We start from the raw sequence: 21217 nt of genomic DNA on the forward strand, positions 1-21217 counted from the left end.
GGTCGGCGGATACGGGCGGGCGCACGCCACATGGCTGCGTGGCACATGGATGTACGGCACATGGCTGTGTCGCACATGGGTGTGCGGCACATGTGGGCGCCGCACATGGCTGTGCGGCACACGGTGTGGCGGTACCTGCCCCGGCTTCCGTTCCTTCGCCGCACACGAGTCCCGCCGGGATCGCTCCCGTACGACTCGCGAAGGAGAGTCCCGTGACACCCACGTCCGCAGCCGCGGCACCCCGGTCGGAACGGCAGGGCCGGCGGCCCGTGCCCAGGTCCACCGTCCATGGCTACCCCCGCCAGGGCGCCGACCGGGAACTGAAGAAAGCGATCGAGGGGTACTGGAAGGGCCGGGTCACCGCGGACGCGCTGCGGGAGACCGCCGCCGGGCTGCGCCGCGACACCTGGCGCGAGCTGGCCGACGCCGGACTCGACGAAGTGCCCACCGGCCACTTCTCGTACTACGACCACGTGCTCGACACCAGCGTCATGGTCGGCGCGGTCCCGGCCAGGCACCGGGCCGCCGTCGAGGCCGACGCGCTCGACGGCTACTTCGCCATGGCGCGCGGTGCCCAGGACGCCGCGCCGCTGGAGATGACCAAGTGGTTCGACACCAACTACCACTACCTCGTCCCCGAGTTGGGACCGGACACGGTCTTCACCGCCCACTCCGGGAAGCAGACCGGTGAACTGCGCGAGGCCCTCGCCCTCGGTCACACCGGCGCCCGGCCGGTGCTGCTCGGGCCGGTCACCTATCTGCTGCTCGCCAGGCCCGCGCCCGGGGTGGCCGCCGGATTCGAGCCGCTCACCCTGCTCGACCGGCTGCTGCCGGTGTACGCGGAGGTGCTGGCCGATCTGCGCGCGGCCGGCGCCGAGTGGGCGCAGATCGACGAGCCCGCCCTGGTCCAGGACCGCACGCCCGCCGAACTGAACGCGGTCGCCCGCGCCTACCGCCATCTCGGGGCGCTCACCGACCGGCCCCGGCTGCTGGTCGCCTCGTACTTCGACCGGCTCGGCGAGGCCCTGCCCGTACTGGCCAAGGCACCTGTCGAGGGGCTCGCGCTGGACTTCACAGGCCCTGCCGCCGCCAATCTCGACGATCTCGCGGCCGTCGGCGGGCTGCCCGGCAAGCGGCTGGTCGCCGGGGTGGTCGACGGGCGCAATGTGTGGATCAACGATCTCGCGGCCTCGCTGACGACCCTCGCGACCCTGCTCGGTCTCGCCGAGCGGGTCGATGTGTCGGCATCCTGCTCGCTGCTGCATGTCCCGCTGGACTCCGCCGCCGAGAAGGATCTCGATCCGCTGCTCGTCCGCTGGCTGGCCTTCGCCCGCCAGAAGACCGACGAGGTCGTCACCCTCGCCCGCGGTCTCGCCCGGGGCACGGACACCGTCGCCGCCCGGCTCGCCGCCAACCGCGCCGATCTGGCGTCCCGGGCCTCCTCGGGCGTCACGCACGATCCCGTCGTACGGGCCCGCTGTGCGGCCGTGACGGGCGCGGACGCCCGCCGGGAGCAGCCGTACGCCGAGCGCGCCGCCGCGCAGCGTGAGCGGCTCGCTCTGCCGCCACTGCCGACGACGACCGTCGGATCGTTCCCGCAGACCGCCGAGTTGCGCACGGCACGCGCCGAACTGCGGGCGGGGCAGCGGGACACGGCCGGTTACGACGAGCGCGTCCGGGCCGAGATCCGCGAGGTGATCGCCTTCCAGGAGAAGGCGGGCATCGATGTCCTGGTGCACGGCGAGCCCGAACGCGACGACATGGTGCGGTACTTCGCCGAGCGCCTCACCGGATTCCTGGTCACTCGGCACGGCTGGGTCCAGTCGTACGGCACCCGCTATGTCCGGCCGCCGGTGCTCGCGGGGGATGTCTCCCGGCCCGCCCCGATGACGGTCGACACGATCTCGTACGCGCAGTCGCTGACCACCCGGCCCGTCAAGGGAATGCTGACCGGGCCCGTCACCATGCTGGCCTGGTCGTTCGTCCGTGACGACCAGCCGCGCGGCGCGACCGCCCGGCAGGTGGCGCTCGCGCTGCGGGACGAGGTCGCGGATCTGGAGGCGGCCGGTACGGCAGTGATCCAGGTCGACGAACCGGCGCTCCGCGAGACCCTGCCCCTGCGCGCGGCGGACCGGTTGGCGTATCTGGACTGGGCGACCGAGGCGTTCCGGCTGACGACCTCCGGGGTCGGCCCGAGCACCCAGATCCACACGCACATGTGCTACGCGGAGTTCGGCGACATCCTGCCGGCCATCGAGGATCTGGACGCCGATGTGATCAGTCTGGAGGCGGCTCGCTCACATATGCGGGTCGCCGGCGAACTGGCGGCGGCGGGCTATCCGCGCGAGGCGGGACCAGGGGTGTACGACATCCACTCACCGCGGGTGCCGTCGGCCGAGGAGATGACCGCCTTGCTGGCCAGGGGACTTGAGGCGATCCCGCCGGAGCGGCTGTGGGTGAACCCCGACTGCGGGCTGAAGACCCGGAGCTGGGCGGAGGTCCGTACGTCCCTGGAGAACCTGGTCGCCGCAGCCCACCGCACCCGGGGGCCGGTCTCCTAGCGCGCCGTCTCCGGGCCGTCCTCCCGGCCCGGCCCGCTCGGCCGCCCCGGGTCCTCAGACCGGTCTCACCTCGTCCGGCGAGACAGGATCCGGGGCGGTCCGCGCGACGGGCGCCCCGGTCTTCTCCGGCTTCTCCGATGTGCGGCGGGTCAGACGCCGTACATCGGGGACGGTCAGGACCGCCGCCGTCAGCAGGACGATCAGCGCCGAGCAGCCCCACAGCGCCGTACTCCGCCCGAAGGCGCTCTCCGCCGGGCCCGCGAGTGCCGTGGCCAGCGGAATCATGCCCACCGAGCCCAGCCAGTCGTAGGCCGAGACACGGGACAGCTTCTCCTCCGGGATCTCCTGGTGCAGCGAGGTCATCCACGAGACACCGAAGACCTCGATGGAGACCCCCGTCAGGAACATCACCGCCGCCAGCCCCACGGCGGGCAGCGGCACCGCCAGCCCGGCCGAGGGAAGGGCCAGCGGGAAGACGCTGAGGGTGCCCGCGAGCAGCATCCGGCGCGGACGCCACCGCATCATCACCAGCGCGCCGCCGACCGTACCCGCGCCGAAGGCCGCCAGCGCCAGGCCCCAGGGGCCGGGGCCGCCGAGTTCGTCCCGGGCGACCAGCGGCCCGTACACCGCCTCGGCCGCCGAGACCATCGCGTTGACCACCGCGAACTGGACGACGATGCTCCACAGCCAGGGCCTGCCGGTGACCTCCCGCCAGCCGTCCCGCAGATCGGCGAGCATCCCCTCGCCCGGCCCGCGCGGCGGGACATGGCTCACATCGAGGAAGGCGCGCAGCGCCCCCGCGACCAGGAAGGCGGCGGCGTCGATGGCGAGGACCCAGCCCGGCCCGAACAGCGCGATCAGCGCGCCGCCCAGGGCCGCGCCGCCGATCCCGGCGCCCTGCATCGCCATCCGGTACAGGGCGAAGGCGCGGCCCACCTGCGCGCCGCTGACGCTGGACATCAGCATGCCCTCGGAGGCCGGGCTGAAGAAGGCGTGGGCGGTGCCGCCCAGCGCGGTCAGCGCCATCATCTGCCACAGCTCCGGCTCGCCCGTGAGGACGAGGACCGCGAAGGACGCCTGCGAGAGGCAGTTGACGGCGTTGGCGGCGACCATCACCCGGTGCCGGGGGAGCCGGTCGGCGAGCGCGCCGCCGATCAGCAGGAAGAGGACGAGCGGGACCGTACGGGCCGCCGCCACCAGCCCCACGTCGCCCGCGTCGCCGCCCGACTCCAGCACCGCGAACGCCGCGGCGATCATCGCACCCTGGCTGCCCAGATTGGTGACGATCGCCGCGGCGGTCAGCAGTGTGTAGTTGCGGCCGGCCCACTCGGGACGGCGGGCGAGGCGGGGGCGACGAGGGCGGTACGGGCTTGCGCCGACGGGAGAGTCCACTCCGGGACTATCGCCGCCCCGGCGCCCGGATGCCAATCGGTTATGAGCCCGGACGACACCGGCCGGCCTCAGGCCCGGGTCATCGGTCGGTCACGAGGCCGGACGCCGTCCGTCCACCGGCCCGGGGCACCGGTCCGTCAGAGGCCCGGGGCACCGTTCGGTTACGACGAGGACCCCGCCAGCCGTACGGTGCTCATGATCTGCTTGATCGTCTCGTCCGGCACCTCGTCCGGCACGTCCTTGTTGGCGTACAGCACCCAGGTCGCGAAGTCGCCCTTGGCGTTGGTGAAGGTGAAGGCGATCGACTTGCCGTCGGTGTCGCACTTGTTGGGCTTGGACACCCCCGTGGTGGCGGCCGTCGCGTAGTGCCCCTTGAGCCCGGACTTGGTGGTGTACGGCTGGGCCTCGGTGACCTTGACCTTCTGCTTGACCTCGGAATCCGGCTCCTGCTGGGCGTACGCGGCCCAGGCCCAGCTTCCCGCCTCGTTCTTGGCGGCCGACGCGGTGTCCTTGGCGCCCTTGCCGCCCTTGGTGCCGGTGCCCGCGAGGCTGCTGTCCTCCATCCTGCCGTCCTTGTTGGTGTCCTGCGAGCACCACTTGGACTTGTAGAAGGCGGGCGCGGAGAAGGAGAGGACGGGCGTGCCGTCGTTCTTCTTGTGGTCCTCGAAGCCGGATATGACCCCGGTCCCCTCGACCTCCCAGTCCGCCGGGACATCGAACTGCGTCCCGTGCTTGGGGTTGGTCACGACCTTCCAGCCCTCGATCAGCGGCTTGCTCTCGTCACCGGCCCTGGGGTTGCCGGTGGGCGCGTCCGCGCTCGGCTCGGCGGGCTCGGAGGCGGACGCCGAGGGCTTGTCGCCGGCGGCCTTGTCGGCCGTGCCGTCGTCCTTGTTCATCACGAAGAACGCGGTGCCCGCGGCGGCGACCACCACGACCGCGGCCGCGACGACCGCGACGACGGTCGTCTTCTTCTTGTCCTGCGAGGGTCCCGGCGGTCCCGGAGGGCCGGGCTGGTGCTGGCCGTACTGGCCCGGTACGGCGTACTGCGGCGTGGTCGGCTGCTGGTACGGGTTGGGCTGCTGGTACCCCTGCTGCGGATACCCCGGATCCTGGTACCCCGGCTGCGCGTAACCGGGGTGCTGGGGCTGCTGAGGCTGCGGGGGCGGGGGCTGCTGATATCCCGGCTGCTGATAGGGATTCGGCTGCTGGTACCCCGGCTGCTGGTACGGATTCGGCTGCTGGTCCTGCGGGTTCTGCTCGCCCCCGGGCGGCTGCTGTCCTGGCCACATGGCGAGTAACCATAGAGGGGTCGCCCCACCGCTGCCACGTCCGGTCCTTCAGGGGGATGGCCAAGCTCCGCTACCCGTGAGTAACATCCGGTTGTATGAGCGCTGATCAGAAGTCCGCCGGCGAACTGCTCGCCGCCACGGTCCCCATGGTCAAGACCCTGGGACTGGAATTCCTGGAGACCACCGCGGAGCGTGCCGTCGTCCGGCTGCCGGACCGGCCCGAGTACCACAACCATGTCGGCGGGCCGCACGCCGGAGCGATGTTCACGCTCGCCGAGTCCGCCAGTGGCGCGATCGTGATCGCCGCCTTCGGCGACCAGCTCCACCGCGCCGTTCCGCTCGCTGTCAAGGCGGAAATCGGCTACAAGAAACTCGCCATGGGCACCGTCACCGCCACCGCGGCACTGGGCCGCCCGGCGGCCGATGTCATCGCCACACTCGATGCCGGGGAGCGCCCCGAATTCCCGGTGACCATCGCGCTTACCCGGGAGGACGGCGCGGTGACAGGTGAGATGACAGTCGTATGGACCCTCCGCCCGCACTCCTGAGCGGTCCCCGCCACCCGGTAGGCTGCCCGCCGTGCGCCCGCGCGCGCCGGGCAGCCGCCCGTCGATGGTCAGGTTGTACGGAGGGAACCGGCGTTGCACGTCCAGGAGTGGCTAGAGACCATCCCCCCGGTGAGCATCTATCTCCTGGTCGGGATAGTGATCGGGCTGGAGAGCCTCGGGATCCCGCTGCCCGGTGAGATCATCCTCGTCAGCTCGGCGCTGCTCGCCTCGCAGCACGGCGACATCGATCCGTACATCCTCGGTGCCTGTGCCACGGCCGGCGCGATCATCGGCGACTCGATCGGCTATGCCATCGGCCGCAGGGGCGGCAGGCCGCTGCTGGCCTGGCTCGCGGTGAAATTCCCCAAGCACTGCGGTGAACCCCAGGTCGCCCTGGCGGAGCGGTCGTTCGAGAAGTGGGGGATGTGGGCGGTCTTCTTCGGGCGCTTCGTCGCCCTGCTCCGTATCTTCGCGGGCCCGCTCGCGGGCGTGCTGCGGATGCCGTACTGGAAGTTCCTGATCGCCAATGTGCTGGGCGGAATCCTCTGGGCGGGCGGTACGACCGCCGTCATCTATTCGGTGGGGGTCGTCGCCGAGGCATGGCTCAAGCGGTTCTCCTGGCTCGGTCTGCTGCTCGCGGTGGTGATCGGGATCGTCTCGATGCTGGTCGTACGGAACCGTGCCAAGAAGGCCGCCGAGCACCCGGCCGCACAGCCGGTCACGGAGTCCGCCGGACAGCCCGAGCCGGCCGGACCGGCACAGACAGTGACCAAGCCGGCGGATGAGCCCGGCAGCGTGCCGGCCGCCGACTGACCGGAAACCGCCCCGGCCGCCGCCTCACGGGCCCCACCCGTCCCGTACGCCTCGGACGCCTCTCGTACGGTCCGGCCCGCTTCCCGCAGCGCCCAGTCGTCTCCCGTGCGGTTCAGCTCTCGTGCGCCTCGCGATGGGCCCCCGCCGTCTCGATGTACCGTGCCGCGGTCCCCCTGATCCCCGCGCGCTCCTCCTCGGTCAGCTCGCGCTTGACCCTGGCAGGCACCCCCGCGACCAGCGAACCGGGCGGTACGCGCATGCCCTGCAGTACGAGGGACTGCGCCGCGACCAGTGAGCCTGCCCCGATCAGGGCGCCGTTGAGGACCGTGGCGCCCATCCCGATCAGCACCTCGTCCTCGACCGTGCACCCGTGCAGCACCGCGTTGTGACCGACCGACACCCGCTCACCGACCGTGAGCGGGAATCCGGGGTCGGCGTGCAGGGTGCAGTTGTCCTGGATATTGCTCCCGGCGCCCACCGTGACCGGCGCGCGGTCCGCCCGGAGCACGGTGTGGTACCAGACGCTCACCTCCGCGCCCAGCGTCACCTCGCCCACCACGACGGCGGTCGGCGCCGTGAACGCCGAGGGATCGACAGCGGGCTCCCTGCCGCCCACGCCCATGATCAGTGCCTGCCGTGTCATGCCGTCTCCTCGGTGCCGTCCCGGTCGCCCGCGGGCCCCTTCGCGCGTACGGGCCGGATGCGGGCCCGCGTACAGGCACCGTAGGCGACCCGCACCGGGCGGTGCCCGGCAGGTCGGCCAGGAGTCGGCTATTTGTGATGACGGATGATCAATAACCTTGGGGGCAGTGCCCGTTACCGATCGGGCCGGGATCGAACAAGGAGCTTCATGGCCACCGCACAGCAGGTTCCCGACATCCTTTCCCCCGAGTTCGCCGAGAATCCGTATCCGGCCTATCGCGTGATGCGGGAGAGCGCCCCGCTCATCTGGCATGAAGCCACGCAGAGTTACATCATCTCGCGGTACGAGGATGTCGAGCGTGCCTTCAAGGACAAGGAGTCGGTGTTCACCACCGACAACTACGACTGGCAGATCGAGCCCGTACACGGCAAAACGATCCTTCAGCTCAGCGGGCGGGAGCACTCGGTGCGCAGGGCGCTGGTCGCGCCCGCCTTCCGCGGCAGCGATCTGCAGAACAAGTTCCAGCCGGTCATCGAGCGCAACTCCCGCGAACTGATCGACGGCTTCCGGCACACCGGCTCCGTCGATCTCGTGGAGTCCTACGCGACCCGCTTCCCCGTCAATGTCATCGCCGACATGCTGGGCCTCGACAAGGCCGACCACGCCCGCTTCCACGGCTGGTACACCGCGGTCATCGCCTTCCTCGGCAACTTGTCCGGCGACGCCGAGGTCACCGCGGCGGGCGAGCGCACCCGGATCGAGTTCGCCGAGTACATGTTCCCGATCATCCGGGAGCGCCGCGAGAACCTGGGGGACGATCTGCTCTCCACGCTCTGTTCCGCCGAGGTGGACGGCGTACGCATGAGCGACGAGGACATCAAGGCCTTCTGCAGTCTGCTGCTCGCGGCGGGCGGCGAGACCACCGACAAGGCGATCGCCAGCATCTTCGCGAATCTGCTGCTCCACCCCGACCAGCTCGCCGCCGTACGGGAGGACCGCACCCTGATCGACCGGGCCTTCGCCGAGACCCTCCGCTACACCCCGCCGGTTCACATGATCATGCGCCAGACCGCCCAGGACGTCGAGCTGAGCGGCGGCACGATACCCTCCGGCGCCACGGTGACCTGTCTGATCGGTGCTGCCAACCGGGACGGCTCCCGCTTCCGGAACCCCGACACCTTTGACATCTTCCGTGACGATCTGACCACCACGACCGCCTTCTCCGCCGCCGCCGACCATCTCGCCTTCGCGCTCGGGCGGCACTTCTGCGTCGGCGCGCTGCTGGCCAAGGCCGAGGTCGAGACCGGCGTCAACCAGCTTCTGGACGCGATGCCGGACCTCCGGCTCGCCGACGGCTTCGACCCGGTCGAGCAGGGTGTGTTCACCCGCGGACCGCAGACGCTGCCGGTGGAGTTCACCCCGGTCACGGTCTGACAGATGCTGGCCTGACCGGCACCCGCCGGGCCCGGGGGACGACAACCCCGGGCCCGGCGGGCCGGTCGCGGGGGCGGGGGCGGGCCGTACGGTACGTACGACCGGCCGCCACGCCCGCGACGGCGTTACTGCACGACCGGGGTGAAGCTCACCGGCAGCGCGGTCAGCCCGCGCATCCAGATGGAGGGCCGCCAGGTCAGCTCCTCCGGCTCCACGGCCAGCACCACATCGGGCAGCCGCTCCAGCAGCGTCTCGATCGCGGTACGGGCGATCACATCGGCCAGCAGCGGTGCCGGATACGGGCAGCGGTGCTCGCCGTTGCTGAACGAGAGATGCGCGGAGTTCTCGGCGCCGACATGCCCCTCAGGCCAGATCTGCGGATCGGTGTTGGCCGCCGCGAGCCCCAGCACCAGACAGTCGCCCGCCTTGATGTGCCGGCCGCCGAGCTGGGTGTCCCGTACCGCCCAGCGGCCCACGAAGTTCTGCGTCGGGGTGTCCAGCCACAGCACCTCGTTGAGCGCCTGCCCGACGCTGAGGCGCCCGCCGGACACATTGAGCGCGAACCGGTCGTCGGTGAGCAGCAGACGCAGGGTGTTGCAGATCCAGTTGGCCGTCGGCTGCTGGGCCGCGGCGATGACCGTGATCAGATCGACGACCATCTCCTCGTCCGTCAGCCCGGCCGGATGGGCCAGCATCCTGGAGGTGATGTCGGGACCGGGGGAGTCCCGCTTGTCCTTGACCAGTTGCTGCATCCGCTCCATCACGCGCACATAGGCGGCGACCGGATCGTCCCCCTCATTGGCGTCCAGTGAGATCCGCAGATCACGCACCAGATCCTCGGTGTCCACACTGTCCGCGGGCATGCCGCAGAGCCGGACCACCGCCCGCATCGGGAGGGCGTGCACGTACGCGGACATCAGTTCGGCCTGCCCGCTGCCCGCGAAGGTGTTGATGAGACCCTCGGCGATCTCCCGGCAGAGATGGGCGAGTTCGAACTGATCGATGGCCTCCAGGGCGTCCGTGATCACCCCGGCCCGCCGCTGGTGCTCGGGGCCCTCGGCGAACATCACCGACGGCTGGTAGCCGACGAACGGCATCAGCGGCCAGTCGGCGGGGATCGACGCCCACTGGTTCCAGCGCCGGGAGTCACGGGCGAACAGCTCGTCGTGGCTCGTGACGTACGAGACCTCGGAGTAGCCCAGCACCAGCCACGCGGGAATGCCTCCGTCGAGAGTGACGGGGGCGATCGCGCCGTGCTCTCTGCGCAGGGTGCGGTAGAGCTGGGACGGGGACTGCTGGTACTCCAGGCCGCTGAGCGGCACCGCGCCCGTGTGCGCGGGGCATTCGGGCGGCGGCGCCTGGTCGGGTGCGGAGCCCGTGGCGTCGGTCATGGTGTCATCTCCCGGGCCATGGCCAGTTCGTAGAGGTGGTCCACAAGGGTGATCAGTACGTTCTTGCCCGACGAACGCACCCGGGCGTCGCAGTCGACCAGCGGGACATGGTCCGGCAGCGAGAGCGCCTGGCGGATCTCCTCCAGGGAGAACGACGAGGCGTCGCCGTCGAACCGGTTGACCGCGACCACGAACGGGGTTCTGTGGTGTTCGAGCCGGTCGATGGCGTACCAGGACTCGCTCATCCGCCGGGTGTCGACCAGCACGACCGCGCCCAGCGTGCCGGAGAACAGCCGGTCCCAGAGGAACCAGAACCGTTCCTGCCCGGGCGCGCCGAACAGATACAGCACCATCAGCTCGTTGAGGGTGATCCGGCCGAAGTCGAACGCCACGGTGGTGGTGGTCTTGGCGGGCAGCCCGGCCGTCTCGTCGACACCGATCCCGGCCTGGGTCATCACCTCTTCGGTGTTGAGCGGCCGGATCTCGCTGACCGAGCGGACGAGGGTGGTCTTTCCGACCCCGAACCCGCCCACGATGACGATCTTCAGCCCGGTCTCGGCGGCGTCGGCCAGCGGTGTACGGGCCGGGAGTTCAGAGGTTGCGGAGTCCAAGGAGCACCTCCTTCAAGAGGGCGGAGTCGGGAAGTTCGGCGGAGCGCGCGGCGCGCGGGTGCCGGGCGGTGATCCGGCCCGTCGCGAGGAGATCGCCGAGGAGGATACGTACCACCGTCACCGGCAGCCTCAGCTCGGCGGAGATCTCGACGACCGCGGTGGGGTGGCGGCACAGTCCGAGGATCTTGACATGCTCCGACTGCATCCCCTGCGTCGGCTCGCACTCGCTGACGATCAGGGTGACCAGGTCGAACGAGTCGTCGTCGGCCCGGCTGCGGCCACCGGTGACGGTGTACAGCCGGTCCGGATCCCCGGTGTCGACGGGCCGGCGGATCATGACGGTGAACTCTCCTGGAGCGGTGTGCGCGGCTCGGCCCGCAGATGCTCACCGATCTGCTCGACCAGCTCGGACATCTGGTGGCCCACCACTCCGGGGTCGGCGCCGTCCTCGGCCACCACCGCGAGATGGGCGCCGTCGCCGGCCTCGACGATGAAGAGCAGCCCGCCGTGGAACTCGGTCATCGAGTGCCGTACGCCCCCGGTGCCATTGCCGAACTCCACCGAGGCGCCCTGCGCGAGCGCCTGGATGCCGGAGCAGATGGCGGCGAGCTGATCGGCCTGGTCGAGGGTGAGATGGCGGCTCCAGCAGAGCTTCAGCCCGTCGCGGGAGAGCACCAGGGCGTGCCGGGTGCCGGGGGTGCGCTCCAAGAGGTTTTCGAGAAGCCAGGTCAGGCTGTTGTCAGTGGTGGTCTGCATGGTGTGCGTGGGGCGGGTTGTTCCCGGTGAGCCGGTCACCAGCCCGTGTCTCCTGTCTCGGGTTCGGGGGGTGGGATGGGCGCCGATTCCCCGGGCGCCGTACGGGGAGAGCGCGGGCGCCCTAGTCCGCCGGAAGCCCGGTTGTGCCACCGGTGCCGGAGGTGTGGTCGGAAGTGCTGCCGGTGCCGGGTGCCGGGCCGGTGGTGGTGCCGGACGCGCTGTCGGCCGGGGTGGTGGCGGCGCGGCGGGCGCGGTGGAAGGCGCCGAACTGGGAGCCCGCGTCGCGGCCGGGACGTTTCTCCTCGCGCCCGGACTCGGACTCCGGCTCCGCCTGCGGCCTGCCGCGGTCCGCGGCGGCCATGGTGCGGCCGGGCGGGCGCACCGGAAGGCCGTTGGGCGTCGCCGCGTCGGGGCCGTCCCCGGCCGGCGACGGCGCGGCGGTGCCCCGGCCGTCCGGTGCGGACAACGACGGGGAGGGCGGCAGGGACGTGACCGGCGGCACGGTGGCCGCGGCCACCGCCGACCCCGGCGCCGTACGGAGCAGCGACTGCTCGGCGGCCAGGATCCGCTGCTGCGCGATGAGCTGCGGCGGGAACAGCACCACGACCCCCGTACCCCCGCGTGACGAGGGCCGGTAGTTGACGCTGATGTGGTACTTCGCGGCCAGCCGCCCGACCACGGCCAGTCCGAGCCGGGTGCCCTGGAGCATCGCCAGGTCGGTGACCCGTCCCGACACGGACTCCTCGGCGCGCCGCATGGCCGCGTCGGCCATCTTCAGCCCGCTGTCCTCGATGGTGACGACGAGGCCCGCCGTGCGCTCCTCGACATAGACATGTACTTCGTCGATGGGCGGGGAGAAGTTCGCCGCGTTGTCCATGAGTTCGGCGAGGAGGTGCATCACCGGCTCGGCGGCGAATCCGGCGATCGCCGCGGTGCTGGAGCAGTGCAGCCGTACCCGCTGGTACGCGGCGATACGGCCGACCGCGCCGCGCAGGATGCTCTCCATGCCGATCGGCTTGTTCCAGGCGCGGCTGGCGCGGCCGCCCATCAGCAGGGCCAGCCGGTCGGTGAGCAGCCCGAGCTGCGAGGTGTTGTGGTCGAGCCTGAGGAGATCCCCGAAGACCTCCTCGCCGTGCCGGTCCTGCATCTCCCGCAGATCGGCCAGCATGCTCACGGCCTTCGCCTGCACCCGGCTCAGGGCCTTGGCGCTGGCCGCCTGCGCCGCCGCCGCGCGCCGCTCGCTCGTGGCGAAGTTCCGTACCACCGAGTCGGCCAGGACCCGCAGCCGGGGATCGGCAGGAGGATCGATACTGCCGAGCACCGTGTCGGCGGAGCCGCCGCCGCGCAGCCCGTCGAGCGCGGTGGGCAGCGTCTTGGTGGTGAGCAGATCCAACTCGTCGGTGAGCCTGCCCAGTTGGGTCATGGCGCTCTCGCCGTCGGCGGTGGCCCGGGCGGCGCGCTCCTCGGAGCCCGCCAGTTCCGCGGTGAACAGCTCCAGGAGGCGGCGGAGCTGCGGATCGGACGGCGTCGGCGTGGCCGCGAGCGTCTCGTCGGCCCCCGCGCCGTCCCGGACTCTCTTGACCACCGCGGGCAGCGTGACATTCAGCAGATGCGCGCATTCGGCGCCGGACTGGGCGAGCCGGGTCTGCGCCGTCCTGTTCTCGCTCTCCGCCGTGGTCGTGCCGCGCCGGACCCGGCGTACCAGCAGCGCGGCGGAGACGACGGCGACCGACACACACGCCCAGGCGGCCGCAACGGTGGCGGCCACCCAGCTACGGGCGGAGGCCGGGGCCGCCGCGGCGACCGCGCCGGCGACCGCGCCGGACAGCACCACCACCGTCAGGGGTACGGCGAGCGACGACCGTGTCGTGCGTATGCGGCGCGGGCTGGGGGCGACAGGCACTGACATTCCGCGGTCCCTCGGTACTTGAGTGCGGGGGGAACAGACCGGCCGACCAGCGCGGTACGGCCGCACGGGCGGGATCGGACACCGATGGGGACGGTGATCTTCCGCACCACATGTGGCGCTCATGCTAACCACGCGGAGTGGCGCGGGAGGACGCGGAAAGGCCGGAGCCCACACAACGGGGGAGTTCGTCCCGAAGTCACCCACCGGCCAGCGTCGGTATGGTAGATGGGGATGACAGCCGTTGGCCCTTCCGCCCAGGCCCATCATGCCCGTACGGACGCCCACACCGCCCTTCGGGCCGCCGGGCAGGCGGCCGGGGGCGCGCGTTCAGACCTCAACCGTCGCTGTGGTCAACTGATTTCAGCCATCCGAAACCCTCATACGGGTGCCTTTGACGCCTTCAGCGGTGCATCTCAGGGGAGGTCGTGGGGCGAACGTCACAGCGGGTACGCCCGATCCGGTCCGTCCCCGCCCACTACCGTGAGGCGCGTGCCGAAGAACAGAAACACGTTCTCATCACCGGGCACCTGGCGGCGGCGCCTGCTCACGCGGGCCGTCCAGGGCGGGTGGCGATGGCTCCAGGAGGCGGGCGCGGTGAGCGCCGAGCGTCCGGGCCGGCTGCGCTTCCGCCGGATCGGCACCGGTACCCGGCTCGCCTTCCCGCAGGGCACGGTCTTCGGCGAGCCGTGGATCGAGCTGGGTGACCACTGCGTCATAGGCGAACAGGTCACGCTGACCGCGGGGATGATGCCCGGAATCGACCTCGGGCCCGAGACGGTGCTGACGCTGGGCAACGGGGTGGTGCTGGGCCGGGGCAGCCATGTGATCGCCGACACCACGGTGTCCATCGGTGCCGACACCTACTGCGGGCCGTATGTCTACATCACCTCGACCAATCACAGTTACGACGATCCGGCCGTGCCCGTCGGCAAGCAGTGGCCGCGCATGGAGCCGGTGGAGATCGGGCCCGGCTGCTGGCTCGGTACCGGCGCGGTGATCCTGCCCGGAGCGCGGCTCGGCCGGAATGTGGTGGTCGCGGCGGGCGCGGTCGTACGGGGAGAGGTCGCCGACAACGCGGTGGTGGCCGGGGCGCCGGCCCGGGTCGTGCGGTGCTGGGACGCCGAGCGGGGCTGGCAGCCGCCACTGCGTACGCCCGCTCCGGTGCCGATACCGGAGGGGATCACGCCCGAGCAGCTCCTGGCGCTGGCGGAGCTGGAGCGGCCGTCCTGACGTGCCGCGCCCGTCATGGAGCCGGTGCGGCCGCGACGGGCCGCGCAGTACAGTGCGATGAACGGTGGGGTGCACCACACCATAGTGCAACTCACTGAATCATCTCATTGAATATATTGGACGGAATGTGTCTGACCTCGATCAGCTCACGCAGTCGCTGGCCCGTAATCTGAAACGCTGGCGAGGCGAACGGGGCTTCACCCTGGACGCCTTGGCCGCCCGCGCGGGGGTCAGCCGTGGGATGATCATCCAGATCGAGCAGGCGCGTACGAATCCGAGTGTCGGCACCACCGTCAAGCTCGCCGACGCGCTCGGCGTCTCCATCACGACTCTTCTCGACTACGAGCAGGGCCCGCAGGTCCGGATCGTGCCGGAGAGCCAGGCCGTACGGATGTGGTCCACCCCGGCGGGCAGCAGCACCACCCTGCTGGTGGGCACCGAGGCCCGGGGGCCGCTGGAGATGTGGTCCTGGGTACTGATGCCCGGCGACGCCAGCTCGTCCGACCCGCATCCGCCGGGCACGACCGAGCTGCTGCATGTCACCGCGGGCGAGCTGACCCTGGTCGTGGACGGCGAGCCGCACACCGTACCCACGGGCGCCGCGGCGGCCTTCGAGGCGAGCGTGCCCCACACCTACCGCAACGACGCCACGACAACCTGCGAGCTGGTGATGACCGTCTCGATCCCGCCCGTACGCTGAGGCGCCGCTGCGCCGGGGCCGGGAGCCGTGGGACATCCGGCCGGCCGCCCCGGAACGGCTGTTAGCGTGAGGGGCATGCGCGCTCCCCTCGGACATTTCGACAACGCCGTGGCCGCCCCCGACTGCCTCGACCTGCTGACGCCGCCCGTCGCCGAGGCCGTACGCGCATGGCGGGGCCAGGTGCCCGCCGATCAGTTGATCTATGTGGACACCGACCCGGCGATCGCGGACACGGCGGTCTTCGCCGAGCACTACGGCCCCGAACTGCTCGGCGAGTCCGCCAACTGCGTGGTCGTGGCGGGCAGACGCGGCGCCGAGACCACCCTCGCGGCCTGTGTCGTCCTCTCCAGCACCCGGGTGGATGTCAACGGTACGGTCCGCCGCCAACTCGGCGCCCGGAAGGCCTCGTTCGCCCCGATGGACACCGCGGTCGGCGAGACGGGGATGGAATACGGCGGCATCACCCCCATCGGCCTGCCCGGCGACTGGCCGCTGCTGATCGACTCCGCGGTGCTCGACACCGACTGGATCCTGATCGGCAGCGGCCGTCGCCGAGGCAAGCTCATCGTCCCGGGCAAGGCCCTGGCGGACCTCCCCGGAGCCCTTGTCCTGGAAGGCCTCGGCATCTGAGGGAAGGCCTCGGCGCCCGAGGGGAGCCCCGGTATCCGCGGCGACCGGTCAGGCGAGCTGCGGGATCTCTATCGCGGGGCAGCGATCCATCACCATGTCGAGCCCGGCCGCGCGCGTACGCTCGCACGCCTGCTCGTCGATCACGTCGAGCTGGAACCAGACGGCCTTGGCGCCGATGGCTACGGCCTCGTCGGCGACCTTGCCGGCCAGCTCGCTGTTGACGAAGACATCGACGACGTCGACATCGAACGGAATGGCGTCGAGCGACGGGTACCCCTGCTCGCCATGGACCGTCTCCGCCTTCGGATGGACGGGGACGACCCGCTTCCCGAACCGCTGGAGGACCTCGGCGACACGGTACGCGGCACGCCCCTGGTTCGACGACAGGCCGACGACGGCCCAGGTGTCACCGGACTGCGTGAGGATCCTGCGGATCGTCTCCTGATCGGCGTACATGCCGGCCTCCCATGGGTCCAAGGTCTGCTCGATCACCCTTCTCGATCGGCAACGATCGGCGGAACCCGACGATTCCCGGACCGGTTCCCGAGGCCGGATCGGGGCTGAATCGGGGCCGGATCCGGGCCGAATCCCGGGAAGGCGATGGCCCGAAGACGCCCTCACGGGGTGCGCGGCACGTCCCTGGCGTTCTCCCAGTGCCGGTCGAAGTACGCCTTGAAGTACGACGCGGCCTCGCTGTCCTCGATCCGCATCCCCTGCACCCGGTCGCCGACCGTGAAGGCCAGGAACACCGCGGTCGTGTCCATGATCGCCATACTCATCAGATCGGCCTTGATCGGCCAGGTCACCTCCCGGACGCTGTACCGGTGCAGGTCACGGGTGTTGTTCCGATGGCGGGTGATCCAGTCCGCGTAGCCCCTGGACGACCCCGAGCCCGAGCAGAACAGCCGCCGTACCGAGCCGCCGGCGCGCGCCCAGTCGAGCACCACCCGGAAGTAGTCCGCGAAGGCGGCCGTGGACTCGCTGAAGGCGTCCGGGGTCTCGATCCGCATGTACCAGGTGTCCAGGTGGCGGGGGCCCCGGTGGACAAGATGGTCGGTGAGTGCCTGGTAGAAGGACGCGGCATCCGGATAGTGCTCTATACGGGAGGTATTGACCCGGTCGAAGTCGCGCCGCAGCGACGCCACTTCGGCACTCAGGCCGGCAAGTTCCCGGTGTGAGCGGGTCAGTGGGACGAGGGCGCGCAGAATCGCGTACACCGCGGTGAAGAGGAACGGCATCTGCCAGGCGGGGGAGAGTCCGAAGAGCGCGGCGGCCAGCGATCCGCAGACGGCGATGAGACACGCGACGGCGAGTCCCCGCTCGTCCCAGCGCTCGAAGAGGCTCCCCGGCTCCGGCGCCGTACGCGTACCGGCCATGCACACCTCACAGGATCCGTTGGATTCCAATGACGGGGCGTCATATTCTAGGCATTCGAGGCCTGTTGGGCGCCGGATTTTACGGCGGCAGAACCGGCCGATCGCATTCCGTCCGGGCGGTCCGCCCCGGCCGCCGGTGGCGAGCTGTTCGCCCTCGGTTGGCCTTTGGTTCACCCGGCTCGCCGTGCGGGCGCGTAAAGCTGTTCATGACGTGGGACGAGGACAGCGGGGGAGGGTGTCCGTGACCATGGGGGGAAGACCGGTCGTCGAGGAGCCGCGGCTGGACGTACGGCGGCAGTCGTCGCCCTGGTGGCGGCGGCGCGACTTCCTGGTCGTGTTCCTGCCGCTCCTGGCCGCCGTGCTGACCGGGGCGACTCTGCTGGGCGTCCAGGGCAAGATCCTGCTGCCCTTCGAGCGGATCGTCACGCTGGAGGGCAAGATGGCCTCCAAACGGGACTACTTCGAGGACCCCGAGGTCCAGCGGCTGCTGCTGAAACACCGTATCCGTGTGCACATCAGCAGTTCGGGCTCGCGCGAGGTGGCCGTCCGGGACATCTCCAAGTACGACTTCGTGTTCCCCTCGGGGCAGCCCGCCGGGGATCTGATCACCAGTCAGCGCGCGGACACGAAGGTGTACCGGCCGTTCGTCAGCCCCATCGTCCTCCCCACGTACCGCGCGTACGCCGAGACCCTTGAGGACGCCGGGATCGCCACCGCGCAACCCCGTTCCGGGCCGGGCCTGCCGCTCTACTACGTGCTGGACATGGAGAAGTTCCTGACGGCCATCGGCCGCGAGCAGCGGTGGAACGAGCTCGGTATCCGCGATCACGGGCCCAGCAACGGGAACCGGATCCTCGTCCAGAGTTCCGACGTCTGCGACTCCAACTCGGCGGGAACCTACCTGGGACTGGTCGCCTTCACCTGGCACGGCAAGGGCGACGAGGTGCCCGACACCGACCAGGAGGCGGACGCGCGGGCGCGGGCCATCAAGCCCCTGCTGGAGCAGGGCATGGCGAACACCGACGTGTTCCGTACGTACATCTCGCCCGAGGGCACGGGGATCGCGCCCGTGGTGGTGGCGTACGAGCACCAGTACCTCACCTATCAGGCGCAGTACCGGGCCAAGTCGGGGAAGCTGGACACCGACCGGGTGCTGCTCTATCCGTCGAAGCAGTTCGTGACCCAGCCCCAGTTCATCGCGCTCAACGCGGACGGTGACCGGCTCGGCGAGCTGGTCACCCGTGACCCGGAGCTGCGGCAGCGGGCGATGGAACTGGGCTTCCGGATACTCGACCCGGCCGGGGAGGTCGCCAGCGACCAGCTCACCACGTTCCTGGAGGAGCGGCAGATACCGGTCCCCTCGATGGCGGGCGACAACACCCGCTCGTCGATGCCCAAACTCCGGTACCTGGAGCGCATGATCTCGATCGTGGGGGGCTGCCCGGCCGTCGACATCCCGGATGTGGAGCCGCTGCCGGCGAAGCCCCCAAGTACCGCTGCTTCACCCGGAGTTCCCGAATGAGCCGGAGTTCCCGGGCGCGTACGGTCCGCCGCTCCCGGACAATCCGGCGCCCGGCGAGGGGCATCCGGCGCCCGACGAGCCTTGTCGCCCTCTGCCTCGCCTGGCTGCTCCTCGGCACCGCCGTCACGGCCTGCTCGGCCGGTGACCCCGAGCCGGTGACCCTGCGCGTACTCGCCAGCTCCGAACTGGCCGACATGGCGCCGCTCCTCGACGACCTGCGCGAGGAGACCGGCATCAAACTGGAGATGGAGTACCGGGGCACCGTCGACGCCGGCGACGCGCTGGCCTCCGGCTCGTACCGGCACGATCTCGCCTGGCTCTCCTCCGACCGCTCCTTCCAGCTCAAGCGGAAAGCGGCCGGGGACCACGGCGAACCGCCCCTCGCCACCAGCATCATGCGCTCGCCCGTCGTCATCGGCCTGAAGCCCGCCACCGCCGAGCGGCTGCGCCGTACCACGCCCGACGGGCAGATCTCCTGGGCCGATGTCGCCGACGCCGCCGCCGACGGCAGCCTGCGGTTCGGCATGGCCGATCCGCGCCATGCCAACAGCGGACTCGCCGCCCTCGTCGGTGTGGCGACCGCCGCCGCGGACACCGGCGGCGTACTGCGCCCGCAGGATGTGTCCTGTGACCGGCTGCGCGGTTTCTTCGCCGGACACCGGCTCGCCGAGGACACCTCCGCCGGGCTCGTCGACGGATTCGTCAAGGACCAGGACAACCTGGAAGCGCTGATCACCTACGAGTCCGAACTGCTCGCCCTCAACGGCTCGGGAAAGCTTCGCGAGCCGCTGGAGATCGTCTATCCGGAGGACGGCATGGTGCTGTCCGACTATCCGCTGCTGCTGCTCGACCCGGCCCGGCGCGCCGCGTACGACACGCTGGTGGAATGGCTGAAGAGCGGACCGGTCCAGAAGAAGATCATGGACCGTACGCTGCGCCGGCCCATCGATCCCGCCGTCCCCCGGCTGCCGCGTCTGAGCCGGCCCATCGGTAACGCGCTGTACTTCCCCGACGACCAGAAGGTCGTCGACCGGCTCCTCGCCGACTACGGCGACCCCCGGCGTGACAGAAGCGCCCGGGTGATCTTCCTGCTCGACTTCTCCGGGTCGATGAGGGGCGAGCGCATCGCGCGGCTGCGCGCCGTCTTCGACGGACTGAGCGGCGGCGACGACTCGCGCTCCGGAAAGTTCGTCAGGTTCTACCGGGGCGAGTCGCTGACCGTCATGAGATTCGGCGGGCGTGTGCTCGACGAGCGGAGCGTGACCTACGAGAGCCCGCGCGACCTGGACCGGCTGCACGGCTTCGTCGCCTCCGACGGCTTCGGTACGAGCACCGCCATCTGGTCCGCGCTGGACCACGCGTACGACACGGTCGCCGACGAGGTGCGCGAGCGGCCCGGCCGGGACGTGTCCATCGTGATGATGACGGACGGCGAGAACAACGCCGGGATCGACCTCGCCACCTTCGTCCGCCGCTACCGGGCACGGCCGCCCGAGGCACGGGCCGTACGCACGTACACCGTCCGCTACGGCGAGGCCGACACGGGCGAACTGGACCGAGCGGCACGGACGACCGGCGGACGCATGGCCGACGCCACCGTCCAGTCGCTCCTGAGCGCTTTCAAGGAGATACGTGGGTGTCATCAGTGAGGCGTGGTGGGGCATTTGGTGGCCCTGGATGCTCGTATGGCTGCTCACCGCGGGCTGCCTCGCCGCGCTCCTGGTCCTGACGGTCCTCCGGCTCGTCCGGTTCGTCCGCGGGCGGCGGCCCGACAGCCGGCCGGCCACCTTCAGTATCTGCTTCTACCTCCATGGCACGACCGTCATGGACCACTACCAGATGCGCGGTTACGCGGCGGCCCTCCGCCGGGAGGTGGAGCAGCGGACCAGCGACAGTGCGGAGGGGAACGTCCGTGCCTCGGCCTTCGGGGCCACCCTGGGCGGCGGCAGGCGCGACACCATGGAGGTCGTCAGCAAGTACCTCCAAGTGGCCGAGCCGATCTCGGTGATCGGCGTCATCATGGATGTCCTTGAGAAGGAGGACGTCATCGTCCATGTCGATCTCGCCAACGGGACGGTCCGGCACAACAGGGCGCTGGCCGCCGGTGCCGGACCCGGGGCCGGGGCTTCGCCACGGACCGTACGGCTGCGGGACATCGAGGACTTCGTCCTGATCAGGGGCCGGTTCAGAAAGATCAGCGAATCGTCCGAGACGACGGTCTTCGAGGCGCCCTACGGAGACCCCGACCTTCCCGGCGAAGGGCCGCGTGTCCGGGTCACCTGCGCGACGGAAGGCCTGCGCACCGGGGTCGGACAGGGCACGTTCCTGGCGCGCTGCCTGGGCAAGGTCCAGGACTGGAACGCCCGGGACGCGGTGCTCGAAGTGCAGGCCATGGCGATCTTCCGCTGACCT

Annotated in this window: 20 protein-coding genes; 10 read left to right on the forward strand and 10 right to left on the reverse strand. The window is 70.7% G+C overall.

The features are described from left to right. The first annotated feature begins 269 nt into the window (after nucleotides 1-269). Complete coding sequence (gene metE / locus KQY30_RS30930; protein ID WP_217311416.1) at nucleotides 270-2561, forward strand: 5-methyltetrahydropteroyltriglutamate--homocysteine S-methyltransferase; 2292 nt, start codon at nucleotides 270-272, stop codon at nucleotides 2559-2561. Between the two features lie 54 nt (nucleotides 2562-2615). On the opposite strand, the gene KQY30_RS30935 is transcribed toward metE, so the two are convergent. Both KQY30_RS30935 and KQY30_RS30940 read right to left on the reverse strand, forming a co-directional pair. After that, a complete protein-coding gene (locus KQY30_RS30935; protein ID WP_217309859.1) occupies nucleotides 2616-3953 on the reverse strand; it encodes an MFS transporter in 1338 nt (445 codons plus the stop codon). 161 nt (nucleotides 3954-4114) lie between these two features. After that, entirely contained in the window at nucleotides 4115-5242 is a 1128-nt protein-coding gene (locus tag KQY30_RS30940) for a hypothetical protein (protein WP_217309860.1), read from the reverse strand. A gap of 95 nt (nucleotides 5243-5337) precedes the next feature. Between KQY30_RS30940 and KQY30_RS30945 the strand changes: the two genes are divergently transcribed. Further along, nucleotides 5338-5790, forward strand: coding sequence for a DUF4442 domain-containing protein (locus tag KQY30_RS30945; protein WP_217309861.1), 453 nt, complete (start codon nucleotides 5338-5340; stop codon nucleotides 5788-5790). A gap of 93 nt (nucleotides 5791-5883) precedes the next feature. Beyond that, a complete protein-coding gene (locus KQY30_RS30950) occupies nucleotides 5884-6603 on the forward strand; it encodes a DedA family protein (RefSeq protein WP_254407387.1) in 720 nt (239 codons plus the stop codon). A gap of 112 nt (nucleotides 6604-6715) precedes the next feature. Here the strand turns inward: KQY30_RS30950 and KQY30_RS30955 are convergent, their stop codons facing one another. After that, nucleotides 6716-7246: a gamma carbonic anhydrase family protein gene (locus KQY30_RS30955; RefSeq protein WP_217309862.1), complete on the reverse strand. Its 531-nt coding sequence runs from the start codon at nucleotides 7244-7246 to the stop codon at nucleotides 6716-6718. Nucleotides 7247-7453: 207 nt separating this feature from the next. Between KQY30_RS30955 and KQY30_RS30960 the strand changes: the two genes are divergently transcribed. Further along, nucleotides 7454-8680 (forward strand): cytochrome P450, encoded by a 1227-nt coding sequence (locus KQY30_RS30960; RefSeq protein WP_217309863.1) that lies wholly within the window; start codon nucleotides 7454-7456, stop codon nucleotides 8678-8680. Between the two features lie 125 nt (nucleotides 8681-8805). Here the strand turns inward: KQY30_RS30960 and KQY30_RS30965 are convergent, their stop codons facing one another. The 5 genes from KQY30_RS30965 to KQY30_RS30985 all read right to left on the reverse strand — a co-directional run bounded on the left by KQY30_RS30965 (nucleotide 8806) and on the right by KQY30_RS30985 (nucleotide 13347). Further along, the gene (locus tag KQY30_RS30965; RefSeq protein ID WP_217309864.1) at nucleotides 8806-10071 is read right to left on the reverse strand and encodes a cytochrome P450; all 1266 of its coding nucleotides are present in this window, start codon (nucleotides 10069-10071) and stop codon (nucleotides 8806-8808) included. Continuing rightward, nucleotides 10068-10682 carry an ATP/GTP-binding protein gene (locus KQY30_RS30970; protein ID WP_217309865.1) on the reverse strand — a complete coding sequence of 205 codons (615 nt, stop codon included), beginning with the start codon at nucleotides 10680-10682 and terminating at the stop codon, nucleotides 10068-10070. The genes KQY30_RS30965 and KQY30_RS30970 overlap by 4 nt, the downstream gene beginning before the upstream one ends. Continuing rightward, entirely contained in the window at nucleotides 10663-11019 is a 357-nt protein-coding gene (locus tag KQY30_RS30975; RefSeq protein WP_217309866.1) for a DUF742 domain-containing protein, read from the reverse strand. Before KQY30_RS30975 ends, KQY30_RS30970 begins: the two co-directional genes overlap by 20 nt. Beyond that, a complete protein-coding gene (locus KQY30_RS30980) occupies nucleotides 11016-11477 on the reverse strand; it encodes a roadblock/LC7 domain-containing protein (RefSeq protein ID WP_106409542.1) in 462 nt (153 codons plus the stop codon). The genes KQY30_RS30975 and KQY30_RS30980 overlap by 4 nt, the downstream gene beginning before the upstream one ends. An 82-nt stretch (nucleotides 11478-11559) precedes the next feature. Beyond that, entirely contained in the window at nucleotides 11560-13347 is a 1788-nt protein-coding gene (locus KQY30_RS30985; RefSeq protein ID WP_217309867.1) for a sensor histidine kinase KdpD, read from the reverse strand. A 489-nt stretch (nucleotides 13348-13836) separates the two neighbouring features. Between KQY30_RS30985 and KQY30_RS30990 the strand changes: the two genes are divergently transcribed. From KQY30_RS30990 to KQY30_RS31000, 3 genes are all read left to right on the forward strand, one after another. Further along, nucleotides 13837-14577: a DapH/DapD/GlmU-related protein gene (locus KQY30_RS30990; protein WP_217309868.1), complete on the forward strand. Its 741-nt coding sequence runs from the start codon at nucleotides 13837-13839 to the stop codon at nucleotides 14575-14577. A gap of 127 nt (nucleotides 14578-14704) precedes the next feature. Further along, on the forward strand, nucleotides 14705-15277 hold the full coding sequence (locus KQY30_RS30995; RefSeq protein ID WP_046498261.1) for a helix-turn-helix domain-containing protein: 573 nt from the start codon (nucleotides 14705-14707) through the stop codon (nucleotides 15275-15277). Nucleotides 15278-15352: 75 nt separating this feature from the next. After that, nucleotides 15353-15907: a YbaK/EbsC family protein gene (locus KQY30_RS31000; RefSeq protein WP_217309869.1), complete on the forward strand. Its 555-nt coding sequence runs from the start codon at nucleotides 15353-15355 to the stop codon at nucleotides 15905-15907. Between the two features lie 48 nt (nucleotides 15908-15955). Here KQY30_RS31000 and KQY30_RS31005 read toward each other — a convergent pair whose 3' ends face one another. Continuing rightward, nucleotides 15956-16363 carry a CoA-binding protein gene (locus KQY30_RS31005; RefSeq protein ID WP_217309870.1) on the reverse strand — a complete coding sequence of 136 codons (408 nt, stop codon included), beginning with the start codon at nucleotides 16361-16363 and terminating at the stop codon, nucleotides 15956-15958. 161 nt (nucleotides 16364-16524) lie between these two features. Further along, the gene (locus tag KQY30_RS31010) at nucleotides 16525-17283 is read right to left on the reverse strand and encodes a hypothetical protein (RefSeq protein WP_217309871.1); all 759 of its coding nucleotides are present in this window, start codon (nucleotides 17281-17283) and stop codon (nucleotides 16525-16527) included. Nucleotides 17284-17530: 247 nt separating this feature from the next. On the opposite strand from KQY30_RS31010, the gene KQY30_RS31015 reads away from it, so the two are divergent. From KQY30_RS31015 to KQY30_RS31025, 3 genes are read left to right on the forward strand one after another with little or no spacing between them, the layout of a single operon-like run. Continuing rightward, nucleotides 17531-18805 (forward strand): hypothetical protein, encoded by a 1275-nt coding sequence (locus KQY30_RS31015; protein WP_254407718.1) that lies wholly within the window; start codon nucleotides 17531-17533, stop codon nucleotides 18803-18805. Next, nucleotides 18802-20454, forward strand: coding sequence for a VWA domain-containing protein (locus tag KQY30_RS31020; protein WP_217309872.1), 1653 nt, complete (start codon nucleotides 18802-18804; stop codon nucleotides 20452-20454). Before KQY30_RS31015 ends, KQY30_RS31020 begins: the two co-directional genes overlap by 4 nt. Continuing rightward, nucleotides 20438-21214, forward strand: a complete 777-nt coding sequence (locus tag KQY30_RS31025; protein WP_254407388.1) for a hypothetical protein — start codon at nucleotides 20438-20440, stop codon at nucleotides 21212-21214. The genes KQY30_RS31020 and KQY30_RS31025 overlap by 17 nt, the downstream gene beginning before the upstream one ends. Nucleotides 21215-21217: the final 3 nt, after the last annotated feature.

The organism is Streptomyces sp. GMY02, assembly GCF_019056675.1.
In the GTDB taxonomy this organism is placed as follows: domain Bacteria; phylum Actinomycetota; class Actinomycetes; order Streptomycetales; family Streptomycetaceae; genus Streptomyces; species Streptomyces odonnellii.

Excerpts from the sequence above, each read along its gene's own strand:
- KQY30_RS30940 (WP_217309860.1), bottom strand. The coding sequence starts at position 5,242 with ATGTGGCCAGGACAGCAGCCGCCCGGGGGCGAGCAGAACCCGCAGGAC.
- KQY30_RS30945 (WP_217309861.1), top strand. The coding sequence starts at position 5,338 with ATGAGCGCTGATCAGAAGTCCGCCGGCGAACTGCTCGCCGCCACGGTC.
- KQY30_RS30955 (WP_217309862.1), bottom strand. The coding sequence starts at position 7,246 with ATGACACGGCAGGCACTGATCATGGGCGTGGGCGGCAGGGAGCCCGCT.
- KQY30_RS30960 (WP_217309863.1), top strand. The coding sequence starts at position 7,454 with ATGGCCACCGCACAGCAGGTTCCCGACATCCTTTCCCCCGAGTTCGCC.
- KQY30_RS30965 (WP_217309864.1), bottom strand. The coding sequence starts at position 10,071 with ATGACCGACGCCACGGGCTCCGCACCCGACCAGGCGCCGCCGCCCGAA.
- KQY30_RS30975 (WP_217309866.1), bottom strand. The coding sequence starts at position 11,019 with ATGATCCGCCGGCCCGTCGACACCGGGGATCCGGACCGGCTGTACACC.
- KQY30_RS30985 (WP_217309867.1), bottom strand. The coding sequence starts at position 13,347 with ATGTCAGTGCCTGTCGCCCCCAGCCCGCGCCGCATACGCACGACACGG.
- KQY30_RS31000 (WP_217309869.1), top strand. The coding sequence starts at position 15,353 with ATGCGCGCTCCCCTCGGACATTTCGACAACGCCGTGGCCGCCCCCGAC.
- KQY30_RS31005 (WP_217309870.1), bottom strand. The coding sequence starts at position 16,363 with ATGTACGCCGATCAGGAGACGATCCGCAGGATCCTCACGCAGTCCGGT.
- KQY30_RS31010 (WP_217309871.1), bottom strand. The coding sequence starts at position 17,283 with ATGGCCGGTACGCGTACGGCGCCGGAGCCGGGGAGCCTCTTCGAGCGC.
- KQY30_RS31015 (WP_254407718.1), top strand. The coding sequence starts at position 17,531 with ATGGGGGGAAGACCGGTCGTCGAGGAGCCGCGGCTGGACGTACGGCGG.
- KQY30_RS31020 (WP_217309872.1), top strand. The coding sequence starts at position 18,802 with ATGAGCCGGAGTTCCCGGGCGCGTACGGTCCGCCGCTCCCGGACAATC.